This window comes from Chitinophaga sp. CF118 (assembly GCF_900112615.1).
Lineage (GTDB): Bacteria > Bacteroidota > Bacteroidia > Chitinophagales > Chitinophagaceae > Chitinophaga.
Window position 1 is genome coordinate 140,453 of the sequence record NZ_FOMK01000013.1, and the last position, 16,142, is coordinate 156,594.

20 protein-coding genes are annotated in these 16,142 nt (G+C 39.9%); 7 read left to right on the top strand and 13 right to left on the bottom strand.

Annotation, left to right across the window (positions count from 1 at the left end):
• Positions 1-27: 27 nt before the first annotated feature.
• The 4 genes from BM176_RS29670 to BM176_RS29685 all read right to left on the bottom strand — a co-directional run bounded on the left by BM176_RS29670 (position 28) and on the right by BM176_RS29685 (position 2,928).
• On the bottom strand, positions 28-1,299 hold the full coding sequence (locus BM176_RS29670; RefSeq protein ID WP_090108030.1) for a type II toxin-antitoxin system HipA family toxin: 1,272 nt from the start codon (positions 1,297-1,299) through the stop codon (positions 28-30).
• Positions 1,300-1,302: 3 nt separating this feature from the next.
• Positions 1,303-1,629, bottom strand: coding sequence for a helix-turn-helix domain-containing protein (locus BM176_RS29675; protein WP_255373609.1), 327 nt, complete (start codon positions 1,627-1,629; stop codon positions 1,303-1,305).
• 61 nt (positions 1,630-1,690) lie between these two features.
• Positions 1,691-1,873 (bottom strand): hypothetical protein, encoded by a 183-nt coding sequence (locus tag BM176_RS29680; protein WP_090108032.1) that lies wholly within the window; start codon positions 1,871-1,873, stop codon positions 1,691-1,693.
• Between the two features lie 107 nt (positions 1,874-1,980).
• A complete protein-coding gene (locus BM176_RS29685) occupies positions 1,981-2,928 on the bottom strand; it encodes an NAD(P)-dependent oxidoreductase (RefSeq protein WP_255373610.1) in 948 nt (315 codons plus the stop codon).
• Positions 2,929-3,019: 91 nt separating this feature from the next.
• On the opposite strand from BM176_RS29685, the gene BM176_RS29690 reads away from it, so the two are divergent.
• Positions 3,020-3,394 (top strand): winged helix-turn-helix transcriptional regulator, encoded by a 375-nt coding sequence (locus BM176_RS29690; RefSeq protein ID WP_090108094.1) that lies wholly within the window; start codon positions 3,020-3,022, stop codon positions 3,392-3,394.
• A 76-nt stretch (positions 3,395-3,470) separates the two neighbouring features.
• Here the strand turns inward: BM176_RS29690 and BM176_RS29695 are convergent, their stop codons facing one another.
• Together BM176_RS29695 and BM176_RS29700 are read right to left on the bottom strand one after the other, a co-directional pair.
• The gene (locus BM176_RS29695; RefSeq protein ID WP_090108035.1) at positions 3,471-3,842 is read right to left on the bottom strand and encodes a nuclear transport factor 2 family protein; all 372 of its coding nucleotides are present in this window, start codon (positions 3,840-3,842) and stop codon (positions 3,471-3,473) included.
• 90 nt (positions 3,843-3,932) lie between these two features.
• The gene (locus BM176_RS29700; protein ID WP_090108036.1) at positions 3,933-4,502 is read right to left on the bottom strand and encodes a Crp/Fnr family transcriptional regulator; all 570 of its coding nucleotides are present in this window, start codon (positions 4,500-4,502) and stop codon (positions 3,933-3,935) included.
• A gap of 334 nt (positions 4,503-4,836) precedes the next feature.
• On the opposite strand from BM176_RS29700, the gene BM176_RS29705 reads away from it, so the two are divergent.
• Positions 4,837-5,610, top strand: a complete 774-nt coding sequence (locus tag BM176_RS29705) for a DUF6345 domain-containing protein (RefSeq protein WP_143097954.1) — start codon at positions 4,837-4,839, stop codon at positions 5,608-5,610.
• 40 nt (positions 5,611-5,650) lie between these two features.
• A complete protein-coding gene (locus BM176_RS29710) occupies positions 5,651-6,637 on the top strand; it encodes a hypothetical protein (RefSeq protein WP_090108039.1) in 987 nt (328 codons plus the stop codon).
• A gap of 340 nt (positions 6,638-6,977) precedes the next feature.
• Here BM176_RS29710 and BM176_RS29715 read toward each other — a convergent pair whose 3' ends face one another.
• Positions 6,978-7,793, bottom strand: coding sequence for an ATP-grasp domain-containing protein (locus BM176_RS29715; protein ID WP_090108040.1), 816 nt, complete (start codon positions 7,791-7,793; stop codon positions 6,978-6,980).
• Between the two features lie 394 nt (positions 7,794-8,187).
• On the opposite strand from BM176_RS29715, the gene BM176_RS29720 reads away from it, so the two are divergent.
• Positions 8,188-8,583 (top strand): helix-turn-helix domain-containing protein, encoded by a 396-nt coding sequence (locus BM176_RS29720; RefSeq protein WP_090108041.1) that lies wholly within the window; start codon positions 8,188-8,190, stop codon positions 8,581-8,583.
• A gap of 268 nt (positions 8,584-8,851) precedes the next feature.
• Here BM176_RS29720 and BM176_RS29725 read toward each other — a convergent pair whose 3' ends face one another.
• From BM176_RS29725 to BM176_RS29735, 3 genes are all read right to left on the bottom strand, one after another.
• Positions 8,852-9,313, bottom strand: coding sequence for a hypothetical protein (locus BM176_RS29725; protein WP_090108043.1), 462 nt, complete (start codon positions 9,311-9,313; stop codon positions 8,852-8,854).
• Positions 9,314-9,488: 175 nt separating this feature from the next.
• Positions 9,489-11,042, bottom strand: a complete 1,554-nt coding sequence (locus BM176_RS29730) for a serine hydrolase domain-containing protein (RefSeq protein ID WP_090108044.1) — start codon at positions 11,040-11,042, stop codon at positions 9,489-9,491.
• A gap of 73 nt (positions 11,043-11,115) precedes the next feature.
• Positions 11,116-12,177: an AraC family transcriptional regulator gene (locus BM176_RS29735; RefSeq protein WP_090108046.1), complete on the bottom strand. Its 1,062-nt coding sequence runs from the start codon at positions 12,175-12,177 to the stop codon at positions 11,116-11,118.
• Positions 12,178-12,362: 185 nt separating this feature from the next.
• Between BM176_RS29735 and BM176_RS32805 the strand changes: the two genes are divergently transcribed.
• Positions 12,363-12,671 (top strand): DUF1016 N-terminal domain-containing protein, encoded by a 309-nt coding sequence (locus BM176_RS32805; protein ID WP_218162308.1) that lies wholly within the window; start codon positions 12,363-12,365, stop codon positions 12,669-12,671.
• A gap of 30 nt (positions 12,672-12,701) precedes the next feature.
• Here the strand turns inward: BM176_RS32805 and BM176_RS29745 are convergent, their stop codons facing one another.
• The 3 genes from BM176_RS29745 to BM176_RS29755 all read right to left on the bottom strand — a co-directional run bounded on the left by BM176_RS29745 (position 12,702) and on the right by BM176_RS29755 (position 15,234).
• Positions 12,702-13,367 (bottom strand): Type 1 glutamine amidotransferase-like domain-containing protein, encoded by a 666-nt coding sequence (locus BM176_RS29745; protein WP_090108048.1) that lies wholly within the window; start codon positions 13,365-13,367, stop codon positions 12,702-12,704.
• 219 nt (positions 13,368-13,586) lie between these two features.
• Positions 13,587-14,006: a VOC family protein gene (locus BM176_RS29750; protein WP_177230588.1), complete on the bottom strand. Its 420-nt coding sequence runs from the start codon at positions 14,004-14,006 to the stop codon at positions 13,587-13,589.
• A 298-nt stretch (positions 14,007-14,304) separates the two neighbouring features.
• Complete coding sequence (locus tag BM176_RS29755) at positions 14,305-15,234, bottom strand: hypothetical protein (RefSeq protein WP_090108050.1); 930 nt, start codon at positions 15,232-15,234, stop codon at positions 14,305-14,307.
• A gap of 348 nt (positions 15,235-15,582) precedes the next feature.
• On the opposite strand from BM176_RS29755, the gene BM176_RS29760 reads away from it, so the two are divergent.
• Positions 15,583-15,795 carry a helix-turn-helix domain-containing protein gene (locus tag BM176_RS29760; protein WP_218162305.1) on the top strand — a complete coding sequence of 71 codons (213 nt, stop codon included), beginning with the start codon at positions 15,583-15,585 and terminating at the stop codon, positions 15,793-15,795.
• Positions 15,796-15,797: 2 nt separating this feature from the next.
• Entirely contained in the window at positions 15,798-16,142 is a 345-nt protein-coding gene (locus BM176_RS29765; RefSeq protein WP_218162306.1) for a HipA N-terminal domain-containing protein, read from the top strand.

The window sequence follows — 16,142 nt, forward strand, 5'->3', positions numbered from 1 at the left end:
TGGGTTGATTATAGGATAAAGATAGAGTTATTGTTTCGTCGTGATGTCAAAAGCTCTTTCCATTTCCTGTATTTCTCTTCTAGGGATGCCAATTTTGGTGGCTTCTGCCTGCCATCCATTTACTGCCTTAATGATGTGATCAATGATTATCTCTCTATTGTGACTACTCACCCGAAATTGCGTTGCAACTTCACGTGCGAGATCAATAGAAAGTTCATTGCTATCTTCATTTATGTTCAGTGTAAGACCTGTTGCGATTGGGACTGGGTTAATATCATAAGCTGGAGATAATGTCCATCCTTTTTCATGCCATAAAAACCCATGATTACGTAGGTGATCATCAGTATTATTAACACATATATTAAAAACTATCCTTTTCCAGAGCTCTTCCAGATCTTGATCAGGAGAGGCTCCGTTACGTGTAATAAACTCAGCAAGTTCAAGATAGGAAACACCCATCCCGCCATCTGCGCCATCGGTATATCCTAACATCGTCATAGCAGAGGCAAAGTGAATCCTTTCACCGTTATCGGCCCGGTCAAAACGTTTGGTAAGATAAGTGTGTTGGCGGGTCGTAAATCGTTCAGCCCTTCCTTTGGAGACATTAATACCTGCCGATATTGCCAGATTATTTACTACAGCTTCCCAGGCACCAATATCTGTATCGTCTGTATGGCTTGGAAATTTTGCTATCCACAAATGGCCTTTTGCATCTATGACACTTGCTTTGGGCCTGGCACCACCTAATGAAGAACCAGGAGCAAGTAATAAATTCATCCATTCGCCATATTTCGGACTATCAATGGAGTCATCCTTTTCTAATTCGAGGCTTGCAGCTTCAAGAGTGCGAAGTGATGTCAATGGTGGTGCAGCCATGCCAGCATTATCATCTACAAATGGTCCGTCTGGATCCAATTTATAACGAATGCCCCCCATTCTATAAAGATCGAAAACCCCCATTAAATAGTCACTTTCCAAAAGCACTTTTGATTTTCGATTTTCCTGTCGGGCAAGGAGAGCTTCCCTACGTTTCATTAATAATTTACCCCATCGGTCAGGAGATGAATCTGTAAAAATGCCAAAGTTTACTTTCTCATCACGTATATATTGAGGGCCAGTGAATAATCCAAGGTCAGGATCAATAGTAAGGGCATAGCCACTGTCAAGCCAGCTTTTCTCATAATGAAATGAAAAGACGTCTTTACCTCTGACTGGTTCAATTTTCAATTGTCCCATTAGCCGGGCTCCTTTTAAATCTACCCAGTCGGCATATACCCATATATTTTTTGATTCTGCCATTAGTTATTTTATATCTTTTCCCGGCTTACTTAATAATTTTGCATCCTGCAACTTCCTACCTAATAAATCGTCAGTGGCTACTTTGAGCAGATCTTTTTCCAATCCTAATACAAAAAGTACCTGTAAATATGCACTCATGGCTACTCCAGGATCTCCCTTTTCTATAAGCCATAAGGTAGAACGGGCTATACCAGCTCTTTCCGCAACTTGTACCAGTGTAAGCTTTCTGCGCTTCCTGGCAAGTTTCAGATTTTCGCCCAACGCCCTTAAGACTTTTGCATTGGTAGGAAGTAATACGCTCTTTTTTTTCTCCAATGTCTGATATTTCAAACAAAAATATGGTTTTTGTTTGAAATATCAGACAAAAACTATTTTGCAATCTTCTTAGTAATTACTTTCCAGTAGCATTTTTAGCAGCTTTCGCTTCCCTGGGAGAGATGGAAACATTGGGTCTGACAATATGCCTGATACCCATATCATTGATAAACCTGGTAGCCTCTTCTGGAGAAGAGCCTACTAGTTTACCTTGATTTATTAAGGCTTCCTTTAGCCGTTTATATGCAAGTGAAGTCATAAAACTAATTTATGATACTTTTCGGTTTTAAATAACATTTTAGCAATACTTATCTGTTGAAGATAAATAATTTACTATCTATGATAGAAGAAGAGTAGGGGGAAATATCAGGAACCAGCCCTTAATGTTTTGATAAGGGCGCCAAGCCTCTCATTTCCATAACCTGCATTCAGTGCTTTGCTGAAAAGCTTTAAAGCAAACTCCGGAATTTCCGCATTGATACCAGCTTCGCGAGACTGTCTTATCATTAGTTCGAAGCTAAGAGCGCAAATTTCAAGCGTACTTTGCGGTTCACTATAATCTTCTTTCTGAATATCATCACTTGTGTTTTTAACCATCTGACCTAATACGGGTGCGATCCCGGCAATCATAGACCCAAGAGCATCTACCCGAAGCCCTTCCTCTTCTATAACCCGGGCACCGTGAAAGAATCCAATCATCAAACCAAATAAACTCGAAAGTGCTGCTATATCCCAGGCAGAGGCAGATCCTACAGCCTCTCCCATATACATTAAATTGCCTCCAAGAACTTTAAGTATCTGTTCGCTTTTTTGGTATGCGGTTCCCGATCCTGATAAAAAAATAGGAGTATCAGGCATTCCCATCTGACTCGGTGTTGCCAGAATAGCGCCATCAAGATAATCTGCTCCAATTCCACGTATCCAGGCTTCAGCATCCCGTGCATCTTTAGGAGTACCGGTACTCAGTTGAACGAGAGTCCGCCCTGCGAGGGAGGAAGCTACATTTTCAGGTTCTAAAATATTTCTGGTTACCTGATAGTCGGTTACACAAATAATAATCACAGGACTGGCATTGATTGCTGTTACAATGTCCGGAGTAAACGCGGCACCTTCCTTTATGAGAGGCTCTGCCTTTGCTCTTGTTCTATTCCAAACGGTAACGCGATATCCATTGCGAACTAATGTATGGGCAAGCACTGCTCCCATTGATCCCAGGCCAATAACTGAAACTTCTCTAGTTGTTGTCATACTGCCAAATATTTTGTTAGTGAAAAATAATGCTGCAAAGTGCGGGATATCAGCGATGAGAAACAAGAAGGGAAATTATATTCAGATAGGGATAATTTTTTCCCTACCCAATAAATCAGAAAGTATGGTAATTTTATACCTTAAAATGAATCAGCTTATGTATGAGAAGAAAATTCCAAAAGTACTTAACTGTGGTATGGCCGTTATCATGGAAATTATTGGCGGCAAATGGAAGTCATATCTGATCTATTGCATTAATAACGGTGTGAGAAGAACCAGTGAACTGCAAAGGGCGGTATCTTCTGCCAGTCCCCGTGTTCTTAATCTCCAGCTTCGCGAATTAGAGCATCATGGAATTATTAAACGGGTTATATATACTGAACTTCCTATGAAAGTGGAATACTTTCTTACTGAATTTGGAGAGTCCTTATTACCAGTGGTGATGGCAATGGATAAATGGGGTGAGGAATACATTGCTGTTTTTGAGGAATTAATGGAGAAAAAGAAGGAATTACCTGTTGAAAGTGAATAGCGATCTTTCATTCTTTCAGAACAGGTTGTTCATCCGCACAACCTGTTCTGAAAGAATAGAAAGAATGATGGAGAAATTATTTCGGAGCAGCAGTTTCCAGAAGTGGACGAGGATCAAAAACTACCTTGAATGAACTTATTTTACCGTTAGCTAACTGATACCATCCACTGGCAAATACAGTTACACTTCCCATATTAATATTGTATAAAAGACATGCGTCATCTCCATCAGCAAATACCTTTTTAATCTCATACTTTAATTTCATTTTTTCCATATCACTAAAGTATGCCTCCGCACCATTGCGGGTACCAAGTACACCTATGAAGATTAGATCTTCACTTACCAGTTTCCTGGCTGCCTTAAAATCTTCTACATTCAACGCGTTAATAAAGGAAAGCACCGTTTCCTTTGTATTGTTTTCCTGGAGTTGTGAAGTGTTTTGTGTCATTTCTTTAAATTGTCAATGATTAAATACTGTTAAATTCAAATGCTCCGTACAAAGGTTGTTTGATTTATTCAGTTTAACCTGTGACAATCGTCACAAAACTCTTCTACTGCGTATACGACTCAATGTTTCCCTTGCAACACCCAGGTAAGAAGATAGTTGAGTCAGCGATACTCTTTGTAAAATATCCGGTGAGTATTTTTCTAAATATTCGTATCGCTCTTTAGCGGTCATCAATTTATATATTGCTGTATCATTTTCCTGTTTGGCAGCTATTCGCTGTAAGCAATTTCTACCCAGCATTTCAATTGCCGGATCTAGTTGAGAGGCTTCCCGCAATTTCTTCTTATCAAATTGTACTACAGTTAGGTTTTCGCAAGCCTGGATAGAAAATTCTGATTTCTCCTCTTTGGCAAAGCTATTTATATTGGTTGCTATACTATTCTCAAAAAAGAAAGAAGTATTTATTTCCTGTCCGTCTTTATCATAAAAAGCTCTGCAATAACCTTTGCTGATATAGAACAAGGAATTACATACTTTGCCGGCCTGCAACAGGTACTGATCTTTCTCAAATTCCATTGTTATCAAAGCCGGAGAAAGAATCTCCCAACTTTCCTCAGAAAAATTCATGAGGGAATGGATATAGGCTATCAGCTTCTCCATGTTTTATTTTTTGATTTCAAAGGTCTAATTTATTGCCTTTATTATTCAATATATTATTAAATTAGATATTATACCAGTTCATAAAAGCCACAGGAGTAATCGGGCGTTCTTTTGGTGCCATTGAAATGGCTAAAAAAACAGCTGTGTAATACAAATGGCGGAAATAGTAGGAGGTTAACCGGAAATTTGTATATTTGAACATACGAGAATGGCACAGCAATACCCCGAAAAAAATCCAGATAACTTTTTTTAGAAAAATCAGAGCGTATTTACCACAACATTAGTAATTGTCAGTAGTGTAATAAGTTTGTATTTAACTCCAAAAAACAAAATCATGAAAAGATGTAACCCCTTATTCTCCAGGGCAAGAACGCTTTTTGTAGTGTTCATGTTATCCTGTTTCGCAGTTAATCATGTTAAAGCCGCTGATCGTGAAATCGGCGGGTATGTAGACCAGGCGGAAGACCGCTTTGTAAGAAACGTCTGGAACTTTATCAAGAATTTCCAGGGTTGGCAATCTGTTGGTGGAAACCGTTGGCAGGAAGTACAATACTTCTGGGCAGAACCGTTTGAATTTAATACCAACCACCAGGATTTCGTAGATAGAATGGATCTGGCTTATGTAGCAGCCCACGGAAGTGCCTATAGTGTACAAACGAAACAGACACCCAACACTGGTGTGGATCTGCGTAGCTGTCCTCCTTATGGCGACCTCTCTACCGGGGGAGATCTTGAATTTATGATTATTGAATCCTGTTCTACCGTGGCATCCGCACCGGAGGCCCCTGCAGGTGGTGACTGGTGGACACCGTGGAATCCTATTTTCCAGGGTCTGCATCAACTGGCAGGCTTCCGTACATTAAGCTATTCGGATAATGGTATTCCTAACCGCTTTGCCAACAAACTAAAGGCAAACGGAGGGATATGGCAGTCCTGGTTTAGCGCAGTAGACGGAGAAAGAACGTTCTATTCCAATGGAACTTATTCTGAATTTCCCGGTTATGCCAGTGCTATCATATACACTTCTACCGAAAACGACCGCTTGGGTAGTTATGCCGGAGATCCGGCAGGTGGAACCGCAGGTATGAAAACCTGGTGGCAGTTTTGAGTAGTGTATATCATTTTCTTTCACCTTTAATATCAATACCATGATTATAAAAAATCCAGCTTACGCAGCTGTTTTTATAAGTTGTCTCATGCTGTGTGCCTGTAAATGTAACAGGACCCATCTGCAGGAAGAAACCGGAACACCCTTATATGTATATTCGTTTGAAAAGACAGCTCCTCTTTCCCCGGATAATACTAAGAAACTAATAAGCGACTTCCTTGGGATGCAGTCAATTCAAGACCTGACGGTATCTAAAGATGAGAATATAGCTTACTTCGTATCTCCGGATGATGTTAACACAACCCTGGAACAGGATCTTACAACTGGTAACTTTGCCTTCAATAAATTCAGTAAGGTATACCTGGGCGATTTTGTACCCCAGTTACCCGGCAAGGAAGACGCGATTAAGATAAGCGAAAAGTTTATCCGTGATAAAGGACTGTTCCCTAAAAACGCAGAACAGCTAAAACTAGTGCATGAAGGTGGTTTGCGTGCGCAATCCGTGAAAGGTCCCATAGTCGATAAACTGATCACACTTACCTACGGTCGTATAATAGACAGTTTACAGGTGATAGGAGCAGGCTCCAAGATCGCAGTGAACATTGGCGACAAAGGCGAAGTGCTGGGCTTAATTTACCGTTGGAGGGAACTGAATCAAACTTCGGGTAAACGGCAACTGAAACCTGAAGAACTGATTTCCCGCGAAGAAGCTGAAGGACTGTTGAAAAGACAGATTGCGCAGGAATTTGGAGCAGCAGCAAAGTATGATACGAAAAGCGTCAATAAATCTTACTATGATAATAACGGAACTATCCTGCAACCCGTTTATGCTTTTGAAACAGTGATAACCCTGGAAGATAAACAATTGCAACCCATCCATTATCTGGGTGTGGTTGAAATGCTTAAGAATTCACCAGAACCACTGCACTTGTTAAATGTGGATCCAAAGGCCAGGGATCAGATTAAAATGATAGACCGCGGCCAGATAGATACCAGTTACCATGGTACACAACCCACGAAAGATTAACAACCGTTTCTGTAGGAGATGGATAAAATTGTAGTATAAAAAAGGGGCTGTTTCAATACGAGACAGCCCCTTTTTATTTGGTCCTATATCAGAATTTTGGCAGTGTCAGACTCTTTTATTATGATTTCCTCAAGGTTTATAACACATTTAGAAATTGTAGAATTCGGTCTAAGAACAATCATAAAAATTGAAAAAGGGGAGGCTAATCCATCCCTTGAAACCTTGCAAAAACTATTTGGTGTAGTCGGGATGGAGGTAATTATACAAATGCGAACTACTTAATGATGCAAGGGAAGTCAAGCTATTAAAAAATTATTTTCATAGCTATAATATCAGAAAATTATATTGTTTGCATTTCAGCAAAATACTCTGAGACGGAAAATACAATAGCCTCGATATCCGCATCATAGAATCCTGCTGCATTCAGGCATCCACACTCAACGATAAAATATTCGTTCCCACATAAACAAACATCCATTACAAATACATCAGCCGGAGTGTATTCCTGACATCTTTCTTCAGCAAACATTGTCACTTCCATAGGGCAGCCTCTTTGCTTGCTAAGTTGGAAGTTTTCCCGGTATCTTGAAGCGGCAACCACTTTTTTTCGGACAATCCATAGTCGCCATTCGTATTTAATGTTATACGGTTTAGAAACAACTATTCTGCTGGTTGGGGAGAGGTTTGTATTATCAAACATTTTAAGCTTATCATACCATGAGCTTATTTCACCGAATTCCTTTACCTCTCCGGAGAAAGATTTACTGTCATCGTCCGGGCGGATGAATAGAAGTGTTTCTTTTTCAAAGTCCATCTTCATTAAATCATGGAATGAGGTAACTACGGCTCCATAATTAAGCATATGATTACTCCATTTTCTGAAATAGTTTTCCATAGAAAAAGCGGCGTAGTCCATAAACAGCCCCTGACTTAACAATTCGTCCTGCATCACCAGATTACCCAGGGTGAGAGAGCCGTAGAAAATAGTTTTGCGCTCTTTATCAAAGTCAGGAAGAACAGGGGAGAAAGGTATCACGTCAATCTCCTGATAAGTGATTCCTAACTTCTCAAAAGAGGATTTCAGAAATTGTATATCCGATCTGTTAGTCAGGTTTTTCTGGATAATCCATTGAATGTTATCGACTTTATTGTCCATGATCTTTTAAAATATAGCCGCAAACAATCATTAAGCCTTTGCGACGATACTTGCTATTTTAAGTAAATATAATTAATACCCGATTATCATTATAAAGAGCTCATCATATTAATTATTGCAGCAGGAATCTTATCGATATCCTGCTTAATCTGTTGGTTAATATAAGATGTAACTGGCTTCTTTTTAAATTGGTTATAATATTTGAAATCATTGCTTTTTTGAACTAGAAGATTTCATCTTTTGAAAATAAGAAGGTATAAAATATTTTTTGAAAAGTTAAGCAATTGGTTAGCCTTGAAGTATTAACCGATAGCTTAACTTTGGTATTATTTAAAGAAGAAGTCTGATAAAGTGACAAAAAAAGAAATTCTGATTATCCTAAAAGTGGCTGGTTATGAGTATAAAATCCAATAATATCGTTATTAATCCGGAGTATGAATCGCTATTTTCCTTTGAAAATGAAGCTGAGAGAACCGAGCATAATGCTCAGATGATATCTTACAAAGTTCTGAGCGAAATAGAAAAAGTTTGTAACGAAAAAAATATCAATAAGCAGAAGTTAGCTGCAATGGTTGGCACTTCGAAGAGTTATATCACTCAATTATTCAGAGGAACAAAAAGTATCAACACTCATATCATGGAAAAATTTGAAGATGCTCTCAATATCTCATTTGAAATTAAAGTAAAGCTAAACGAAGAATCATATTCTGACTTTCTGGGTAAACAATTGTCATTGGACATTTTATCTTCGGTAGATCTAAATGATTTGATTGCAAAAAAAGAAAGCTGAAATTTTGAAAGGGGATGACTAGGAAGTTGTAAAAAAGAATATATCAGAAAAGGCAGGTAAATAAAATAAGTGCAGGTAATCTTTATATCTCTGCATTCACATCTATTAGGAACATTTCTATTTTGGTGATTCATTCTGATAGTATCACATGATACTATCAGAATGAATTGTTTTATATTTTTCCGGCGAAAAGAAAAGTAAAAAAGTATTTCTGCTTTGAGAATATATGCGATTAACTGATCTGCAATATACAGTTGTACGCAATTTCTTAGTTAACCTCTGTTAAAGTAAAAGTGCCAGAGTCTTCGAGGCCGGGTGTAGTTGTTACATAAGTTCCATTTGTCAGAGTTCCGGTTGTTGCATTATAAGTTGCAGTGAAAGTTTGTGCTGCCCCAATAAATTTTTCAACACCATACACACAAGTCATATTACACGTCCAGGTTTCATTTGTGAGTGTCCAGGTGCCAGTAGAAAGTTGACGTATACCAAAAATTGTATTTTCATATGATGCCGTGCCATCCGCTCTGATGGAGCAGCTCCAGGTTTGCCCGGCAGATGCTGAATTTAATTGCATGCCTGTCCATAAGCCTTGTATAGTTGGTGTACACTTGTAAACAGTGTCCACCTTTGTAATATTAGTAAATGTTTCCTTTTTACAGCCTGTTTGAGATATAAAAAGAATAAAGGTTAACACCAATAAGGAAAAGGAACCTAGTACTATTTTTTTCATTTGTCATTTTTTTGCCTGTCCCTTCAACTGTAGTTTTCGGATAAGCGATGATTTAAGAGTTTGAAACATAAAACTACATAATATATTATTAAAATTCAAAATAAGACTGGCGCTAGGAAAATGGTGAATAGTCATATCCTCTTTAACTTAACCACCATTGGATGTCTGGCTCTGGTTACTTTACTTTCATGAATTTTAAATTCTTTACGCCGAAATTCGAAATCGTGAAGCCGGTAACAGCGTGTTTTTCATTTTTCAGAAACATCATTTCAAATGCAAAGGTTTCCGGGCCGGAGCCTGAAAATTTATTGTCATCCTCCCGCTTCAATTCAATATCTTTCAACCTTAGGTGGGTCATGATAAGTGCATTCCCGCGCACAACGAATGTATAGCTGGTGCTGAGTTCATCGCTGTAATACTCTCCTGCATAATCCTTCAGATTGTCGGGGTACTCCACGATTGGTTTAACTATTGATTGATCTGGTGTAGGGGCAAGTGGCTTTTCCTCTTTCAACTTGTCTTTAATATAAAAGTTTGCAATCTGCCACCGGGCGTTCAGCCTTTCATTGTATTCATCGTTACTGAGCGCAATGATGGCAAGATGCTCACTGGGGAAGCGACCCATAAAAGTGCGGAAAGCGGCTGCATGTCCTCCATGTGTGATCATATCAACCCCTTTATAATTACTTAGGTTTTGTCCCTTGGCATGAAAGATCGTGTCGTGGTCTCCGGATATCCTCAATACCACTTTCCGGCCATTGTCCAGGTAAGATGCTTCGTTGAACGCTTTTATCAATTCTGGTGTTCCCACCACCGGATTCTCGAAATTCAAGACCCATTTGCTTAAATCTTCCACAGTAGTGAGGAGATTGGAAGGGCCGGGATTGGAAACATTCAATGGCTTATGGTAATAAATTCCATTTATCAGCTCGTAGGACGCTGCTTTATTCTTTACCACTTTCTCATGGTTGTCATAAAACTGGGTGCTGGTCATCCCGAGGGGCTTAAATATCTTCTCTTCTGTGTAGGCTGCAAATGATTTGCCGGTCACGCGGTGTATGATCTCTGCGAGCAAGGTATAGCCGGTATTGCAATAACCGAATGCGGTACCCGGCGTAAAATTTAAATTTCTTTGCCTTACTGTTAATTTCAAAATTTGTTCGGTGGTGGAGATGTCGCCTGACGAGTTCCCGGCTAATGACCCGATCGCCGCCTGGTCCCTTAAACCACTTGTATGACCCAGCAAATGTTTCACCTTGATAACGGTATGGTAGTCCGGCAATTCAGTGATGTATTTCCTGATATCATCCTCGAGCGAGATCCTGCCTTCACTGGCCAACAGGTATATGGCGAAGGCCGTAAATTGTTTTGATACCGAAGCAATGTTAAAAACCGTCTGTGGTGTGATGGGTATATCATGATCCAGGTCGGCCATTCCATATCCTTTCTGGAAAACAACTTTGCCGTCCTTAACAATGGCTACAGCAGCACCGGGAGTATGCGAATTGTAAGAGGCAAACAGGGAATCAACTTTCCTCCCTGCCTCCGCATAGGCATCTTCCATGATGTAGGATGCCCTGGTCAATACACTGTCTGTATCGCCGGTTGCCCAGCCGTCGAAATAAGGCGCGATCGTCTTTTCGATCAATTGTTGTTCAGCCGGAGTATCTTGGCAAAATGCCGGAAAACAAACAGATAATAAGCTCAGTAACAGGGCTATCTTTTTCATTTAAAAGAGTTTAGCCAAAGATGCAATTTCTTGTATTTCTGGTGTGTGAAAGCCTTAATACATTAGTACGGATTTACAAATCCGGAGTAGTTTTCCGTATATATGTATTGGGAGTCAAGCCTTTAATTTTTTTGAAGGCGGCGAAGAAAGTGGACTTTGAGTTAAATCCCACCTCGTCTCCGACGGCTTCAATCGTGAAGTTTGTCTGGTACGACAGCATCTTACAGGCCGCATTAATCCGGTATTCATTCACAAAAAGGGTGAAGTTTTTCTGCAGACTGTCATTCAGAATCCTGGACAACTGGTGGCTGGGAACGTTGATCTCGCGGGCCAGGTCGCCCAACTTTAAGTTTGGGTTCCGGAAGAGTTCTTTCTCATTCATGACCTTTTGCAATTTCGCAACGATCGTTTTGGCTTCATCCTCATTCACTTTCTTGTCGCCGTATTTCAGAGTGGCAAAAGAAGATAGATCATTTGCTTTTTTCCGGTACAACAGTATGAATATAATGAGATAGGTTATCAGGGAAAAGTACAAAGGCCCTGAAATATAGCTGCCTTTGGTGATGCCTGTAAAAGCCCATACGTAGGCAACAAATATCAAAAATATCGTGGTGCAGATGGTCAGGATCCACTTTTCGAAAGGTTTCAGTTTTTCCCCGCTCCTTATCTTTTTAAAAAGTGATTTGACCGAGGCTATTGTGAGGCCAATGTAAATACTCCATTGCAGATAGATTGCCGGGATAATGTAATTCGTCCAGAGATGCGGGAAGTGCTCATAGGGAAAAACCAAATCGGTTATAAGAATCACGGCCGACCATGCTAACAGTTGTATGCTCCACGATACCGGCAGTTTCCGGATCTGCTTCATTTCTGTTTTCACGAAGAAGTATAAAAAAGGACCGATGAACAGGCAAGCCGTCAATCCAAGTTGCAGGATTGTTCTTGGTAAATTATAGTCAAAAAAATAGGCAACAGACTTTCCTATACGAATGCTCAATGCAATCAACAGGGCACCCAGGAAATAATTAGACAGGTTTTTCTTCGCGGTGAAGCATAAGAAGTATGTGCCAACGATGAGGCCATTAAATGCCCCCAGCGCGCTAAAGAAAAAGAGTAAGTTGTTTCCGGATGTCATGGTCATCATTATTACCCTGCTTCAATTAGCGGGCTTCTTTGTTCAAATGTAATAATATCAGACAGTATTTTTTATACTGTGGATCATGAGCGTACTATAATGTACTGGAATATTGGCCAGTGTATTTTTGAGGAGGAGCAGGAAGGAAAAGACCGGCAGACTATGGCAATTACCTTACTAAATTCATAGCTGAACAGTTAGAACCTGAATACGGAAGCGGTTTTTCTAAAAGGCAGGTAGAGTTAATCCAACAGTTTTACCGGACATTTCCAATTGCGAACGCACTGTATTCGCAATTGATTTGGAGCCAGTACAAACTATTACAACTAACAGCTTCTTTTGAATTTCTGCTGAAAACTTTTCAAATAAAGATCCGGTGCGCTATAGACGAAATAACTGTAAGCGGCGAAGATATTTCTTTAAAGAATAAAGAACTGTTCGTACTCCGCAAGCATCTCGGCGGCATATTTAACAATACCTCTACAATTAAATAGATCCATCTGGTACTATCGATATGAGTGATATTAGAGGTGAAACAGCTTCCAGTGTCCTTCGGAGATGACTTCGATGGTATCGTCGGTCACTTTGATGGCGGTTTGGTCGTCAATCGCATATGATGGCACGGGTATCGTGGCGGCCAACTTTTCCAGATTGGTCAGGGAATTCTCTGGAAACCATTCATGATCCAGATGCGGATGCAGTGCAAAATCAAGCAGTCCCAACGATTTATCGCTATCAGCTGGCAGAGTATGGCGACCGTAGGTCGTTCCATATCGGGTCATCACCATGCTGCCTGCGCTCAAGCCAACGTAGACCATTTTGCGCAGCAGCGACGGCAAAAGATCTGCCAGCCCGGACTGCTGCATCCAGTAGCATAGATACTGGCAGTCACCGCCTCCAACCAGTAAGGCGTCTGTCTCCTGAAGCATGGGAACCCAAAGCTCTTGTTTCATACTGAGCAGCGCGGTGAGCTCCAGCATTCCCAATGACTTCCAACCCAATTCGCAGAAAGGGTCGCCCAGCGATCCGCAAATTACCCCTCGTACTATGTTGGCACTGCCAGGTATGGCGTATATCGCGGTAGGAACGAAAAGAGCGCTCGCCTCGGCAACCGGTTTGCCCAGGAGGTCAACCAGCGCATTGTGGATACTAGTGTTGCTGATGCCGGCGGAAGTGAGAAGAAGCTTCATAATTTATTTCTTTGATTATATTGTTGCCCTGCTCTCTTAATTTGATAAGGGCATAATATTTTTCCATGGTATCGGAATCACTTTTGAAATCTATTAGCTGCCTCTCAGGATATTTACTCATAATCGAACAAGATAGCTGGCACTAATTGAAAACATTCAGTACATCCTGCGTTGGATTCCGCCATTCATACTCATTAATTCCAGTGTTTTGCTGTTTTATTATTTTTCATGCAGCAGCATCCAGGATGTGCCGAACTTATCACGCAACATAGCAAACCGGGATGCAAAAAAGGTTTCTTCCATCTTCATAAAAATCTGTCCACCGTCTGAAAGTAGGGTATATATCCGCTCAGCTTCTTTTGAGCTGTCAAACCGCAAAGTAAGATAAGCACTGCGCATCGGTTCAGCATTAGGAATATCGGCACCCATAAGAGTTGTATTACCTATTTCTATACGCGCATGTAAAATAGCGTTTTTCCAATCGGCCGGCAACCTACTATCTGTATCCGGTACCTGTTCGTGCGTCATCATCATTGTGATCTTTCCGCCGAGGTGCTGTTCATAAAACCGGAAAGCCTGTTCACAGTTCCCTGGATAATTTACATAGATATCAAGTTGAATATATTGGTTTGTACTCATGTTCTTTATTAAAGTGCTGCTATGACTGTTTCGCATTACAAAAATGAAATAATAAGATCTATTGGGCGGGGGGCAAATACGACAAATTACAGGGGGGATCGAGCCAGGGATTTCCCATTTAAGGCAGTAAGTGGAGTGTAATTAAAGGGAAAAACTTATTGCGAGTTTTCGGTGAAGTAAGGCAAACAATCCCGGATAACAATGTGATCATTTGCTTTTGTACCAATCGGATTATTGAACAAGACAGCTGTTTAAATTTTTAAGACTTTTTAAATCTATAAACGGCTGTGTTCTTATCTCAATGAGATAATAACCATTTTATCAATTGTTCGGGATCTGCAATGCTCCACGAATGTGGATGTCTTTTATTACCTGGTTTTCTATAACCCTTGTCGGTCGTCGTCATTAAAATGGCATTGCTATTTCCCAATCGTTGCAATTCGTTAATCATTGCTGCCTGGTCTGTAGCATTTATATATGAATAGTCATAACCTCTCTGACTTAACCACCATTGTATGTCTGGTTCTGTTAGTAGCATGATGGGAGTATTAACTAAGGTTTTTACTGCCCTTTGTGTTGTATCTGAAAACGAATAAGGAGAACTGTTATGGAAATTTTTTAATGCAGTTTGTGGAGTTCCTTTCATTTCTTTTTCAATCCTGGCAATCATATAAGTAACTTCACCATTCACTTGTGCAGGCACGGAAAGCCGGACAACCCGTTTGGCTGAATTGTAAATACGCTCCCAATCAAGTGGAGCATCAACAGCGAATACAGCTTTAGGTTTTACAACGTAATTTTTTTCGACAGCCAATTCTGCATATTTCACTACACAACTACCACCAATGGAAAACCCACCAATGTAAAAGTCTTTTCCTTGTAAGTGATAGCTGGTAATAACACCTTCGATTTGATTTTTCAATGATTGTTGTGATGCGCTGTCAGTGCCAAAATATAAAGGTCCTGTCTTTAATATCGGTATAATGGTTAAAATCCCTTGTTGTGCTGCATACTTAGGAAGTTCTGTTTCTAATAAAACGTCTTGAGGTGAAGCCCCAAATCCATCTAATAAAAACATAAAGGCCTTTATTGGTTTGCTTTCGGGAATAACTGCAATGTACATATTTGCAGTACTGTCCTTTGAATCCAAATAAACTGTCTCCAATTTTTGCCCGAATGAAATCGTCGAAACAAGCATCATCAGAAAAAGAAGGGTTACATTTTTCATATTGTGTCTTTTTAAACTGGCAGGAAGCAAAGCTAATTTATGGTATTATGCGCAATAGTTCAATAGGCGATTACAGGGATGACCTTTCTGAATTCGAACCAAGACAAACAGAATCCAGCGGGCCATAACCGTCTAACTAATCTTTAAGCAAATATGCACTTTAATGCATATTGTATATTCGACTTCCTCAATCCAATCTATTTAATGCCTGATATCTGCATTAAAGTGCATATTTGCTCGTAAAATCTTAAAGTTTAGCTATTTGAACCCTTGAATATGCACTAAAGTGCATTTATTGGTACTAAATTGGGTGAAAATGAGTAAATTTGATACTGAATCAGCACTATAATGCAGATGACAATAATAGAAATTGGGAAATTACTTAAGTTAAGGCGGGAAATCTTGAAACTGAAACAGGAAGATCTCTCGGAATTAAGTGGTATTGGCCTAAGAACAATCATAAAAATTGAAAATGGGGAGGGTAATCCATCCCTTGATACCTTGCAAAAGCTATTTGGTGTAGTAGGAATGGATGTAACTATACAAATGAAAACTACTTAATAATGCAAAGGGGGGCGGTTTATTATAATGAAATGTTGGCGGGAATCCTTGAAAAGCATGGACCAGAAGACTACCGCTTCATATATGATGATAATTATAAGGGAAATAGCACTATGCCATCTATTAGTGTAACACTTCCTAAATTAGAAAAGGTGCATAGAAGTAGGCAGCTGTTTTCTTTTTTTGCAGGTCTGCTTTCAGAAGGGATCAATAAAAGCATTCAATGCAGGCTGATGAGAATTGATGAGGAAGATGATTTCACCCGCTTGTTGAAAACAGCGGGAGAAGATACAATAGGAGCAATCACAGTCAAGGAGATAACAGATAATAAAGAAACAAAGGAGTAG

Excerpts from the sequence above, each read along its gene's own strand:
- BM176_RS29670 (WP_090108030.1), bottom strand. The coding sequence starts at position 1,299 with ATGGCAGAATCAAAAAATATATGGGTATATGCCGACTGGGTAGATTTA.
- BM176_RS29680 (WP_090108032.1), bottom strand. The coding sequence starts at position 1,873 with ATGACTTCACTTGCATATAAACGGCTAAAGGAAGCCTTAATAAATCAA.
- BM176_RS29690 (WP_090108094.1), top strand. The coding sequence starts at position 3,020 with ATGTATGAGAAGAAAATTCCAAAAGTACTTAACTGTGGTATGGCCGTT.
- BM176_RS29695 (WP_090108035.1), bottom strand. The coding sequence starts at position 3,842 with ATGACACAAAACACTTCACAACTCCAGGAAAACAATACAAAGGAAACG.
- BM176_RS29700 (WP_090108036.1), bottom strand. The coding sequence starts at position 4,502 with ATGGAGAAGCTGATAGCCTATATCCATTCCCTCATGAATTTTTCTGAG.
- BM176_RS29705 (WP_143097954.1), top strand. The coding sequence starts at position 4,837 with ATGAAAAGATGTAACCCCTTATTCTCCAGGGCAAGAACGCTTTTTGTA.
- BM176_RS29710 (WP_090108039.1), top strand. The coding sequence starts at position 5,651 with ATGATTATAAAAAATCCAGCTTACGCAGCTGTTTTTATAAGTTGTCTC.
- BM176_RS29715 (WP_090108040.1), bottom strand. The coding sequence starts at position 7,793 with ATGGACAATAAAGTCGATAACATTCAATGGATTATCCAGAAAAACCTG.
- BM176_RS29720 (WP_090108041.1), top strand. The coding sequence starts at position 8,188 with ATGAGTATAAAATCCAATAATATCGTTATTAATCCGGAGTATGAATCG.
- BM176_RS29725 (WP_090108043.1), bottom strand. The coding sequence starts at position 9,313 with ATGAAAAAAATAGTACTAGGTTCCTTTTCCTTATTGGTGTTAACCTTT.
- BM176_RS29730 (WP_090108044.1), bottom strand. The coding sequence starts at position 11,042 with ATGAAAAAGATAGCCCTGTTACTGAGCTTATTATCTGTTTGTTTTCCG.
- BM176_RS29735 (WP_090108046.1), bottom strand. The coding sequence starts at position 12,177 with ATGACATCCGGAAACAACTTACTCTTTTTCTTTAGCGCGCTGGGGGCA.
- BM176_RS29745 (WP_090108048.1), bottom strand. The coding sequence starts at position 13,367 with ATGAAGCTTCTTCTCACTTCCGCCGGCATCAGCAACACTAGTATCCAC.
- BM176_RS29750 (WP_177230588.1), bottom strand. The coding sequence starts at position 14,006 with ATGAGTACAAACCAATATATTCAACTTGATATCTATGTAAATTATCCA.
- BM176_RS29755 (WP_090108050.1), bottom strand. The coding sequence starts at position 15,234 with ATGAAAAATGTAACCCTTCTTTTTCTGATGATGCTTGTTTCGACGATT.
- BM176_RS29760 (WP_218162305.1), top strand. The coding sequence starts at position 15,583 with ATGCAGATGACAATAATAGAAATTGGGAAATTACTTAAGTTAAGGCGG.
- BM176_RS29765 (WP_218162306.1), top strand. The coding sequence starts at position 15,798 with ATGCAAAGGGGGGCGGTTTATTATAATGAAATGTTGGCGGGAATCCTT.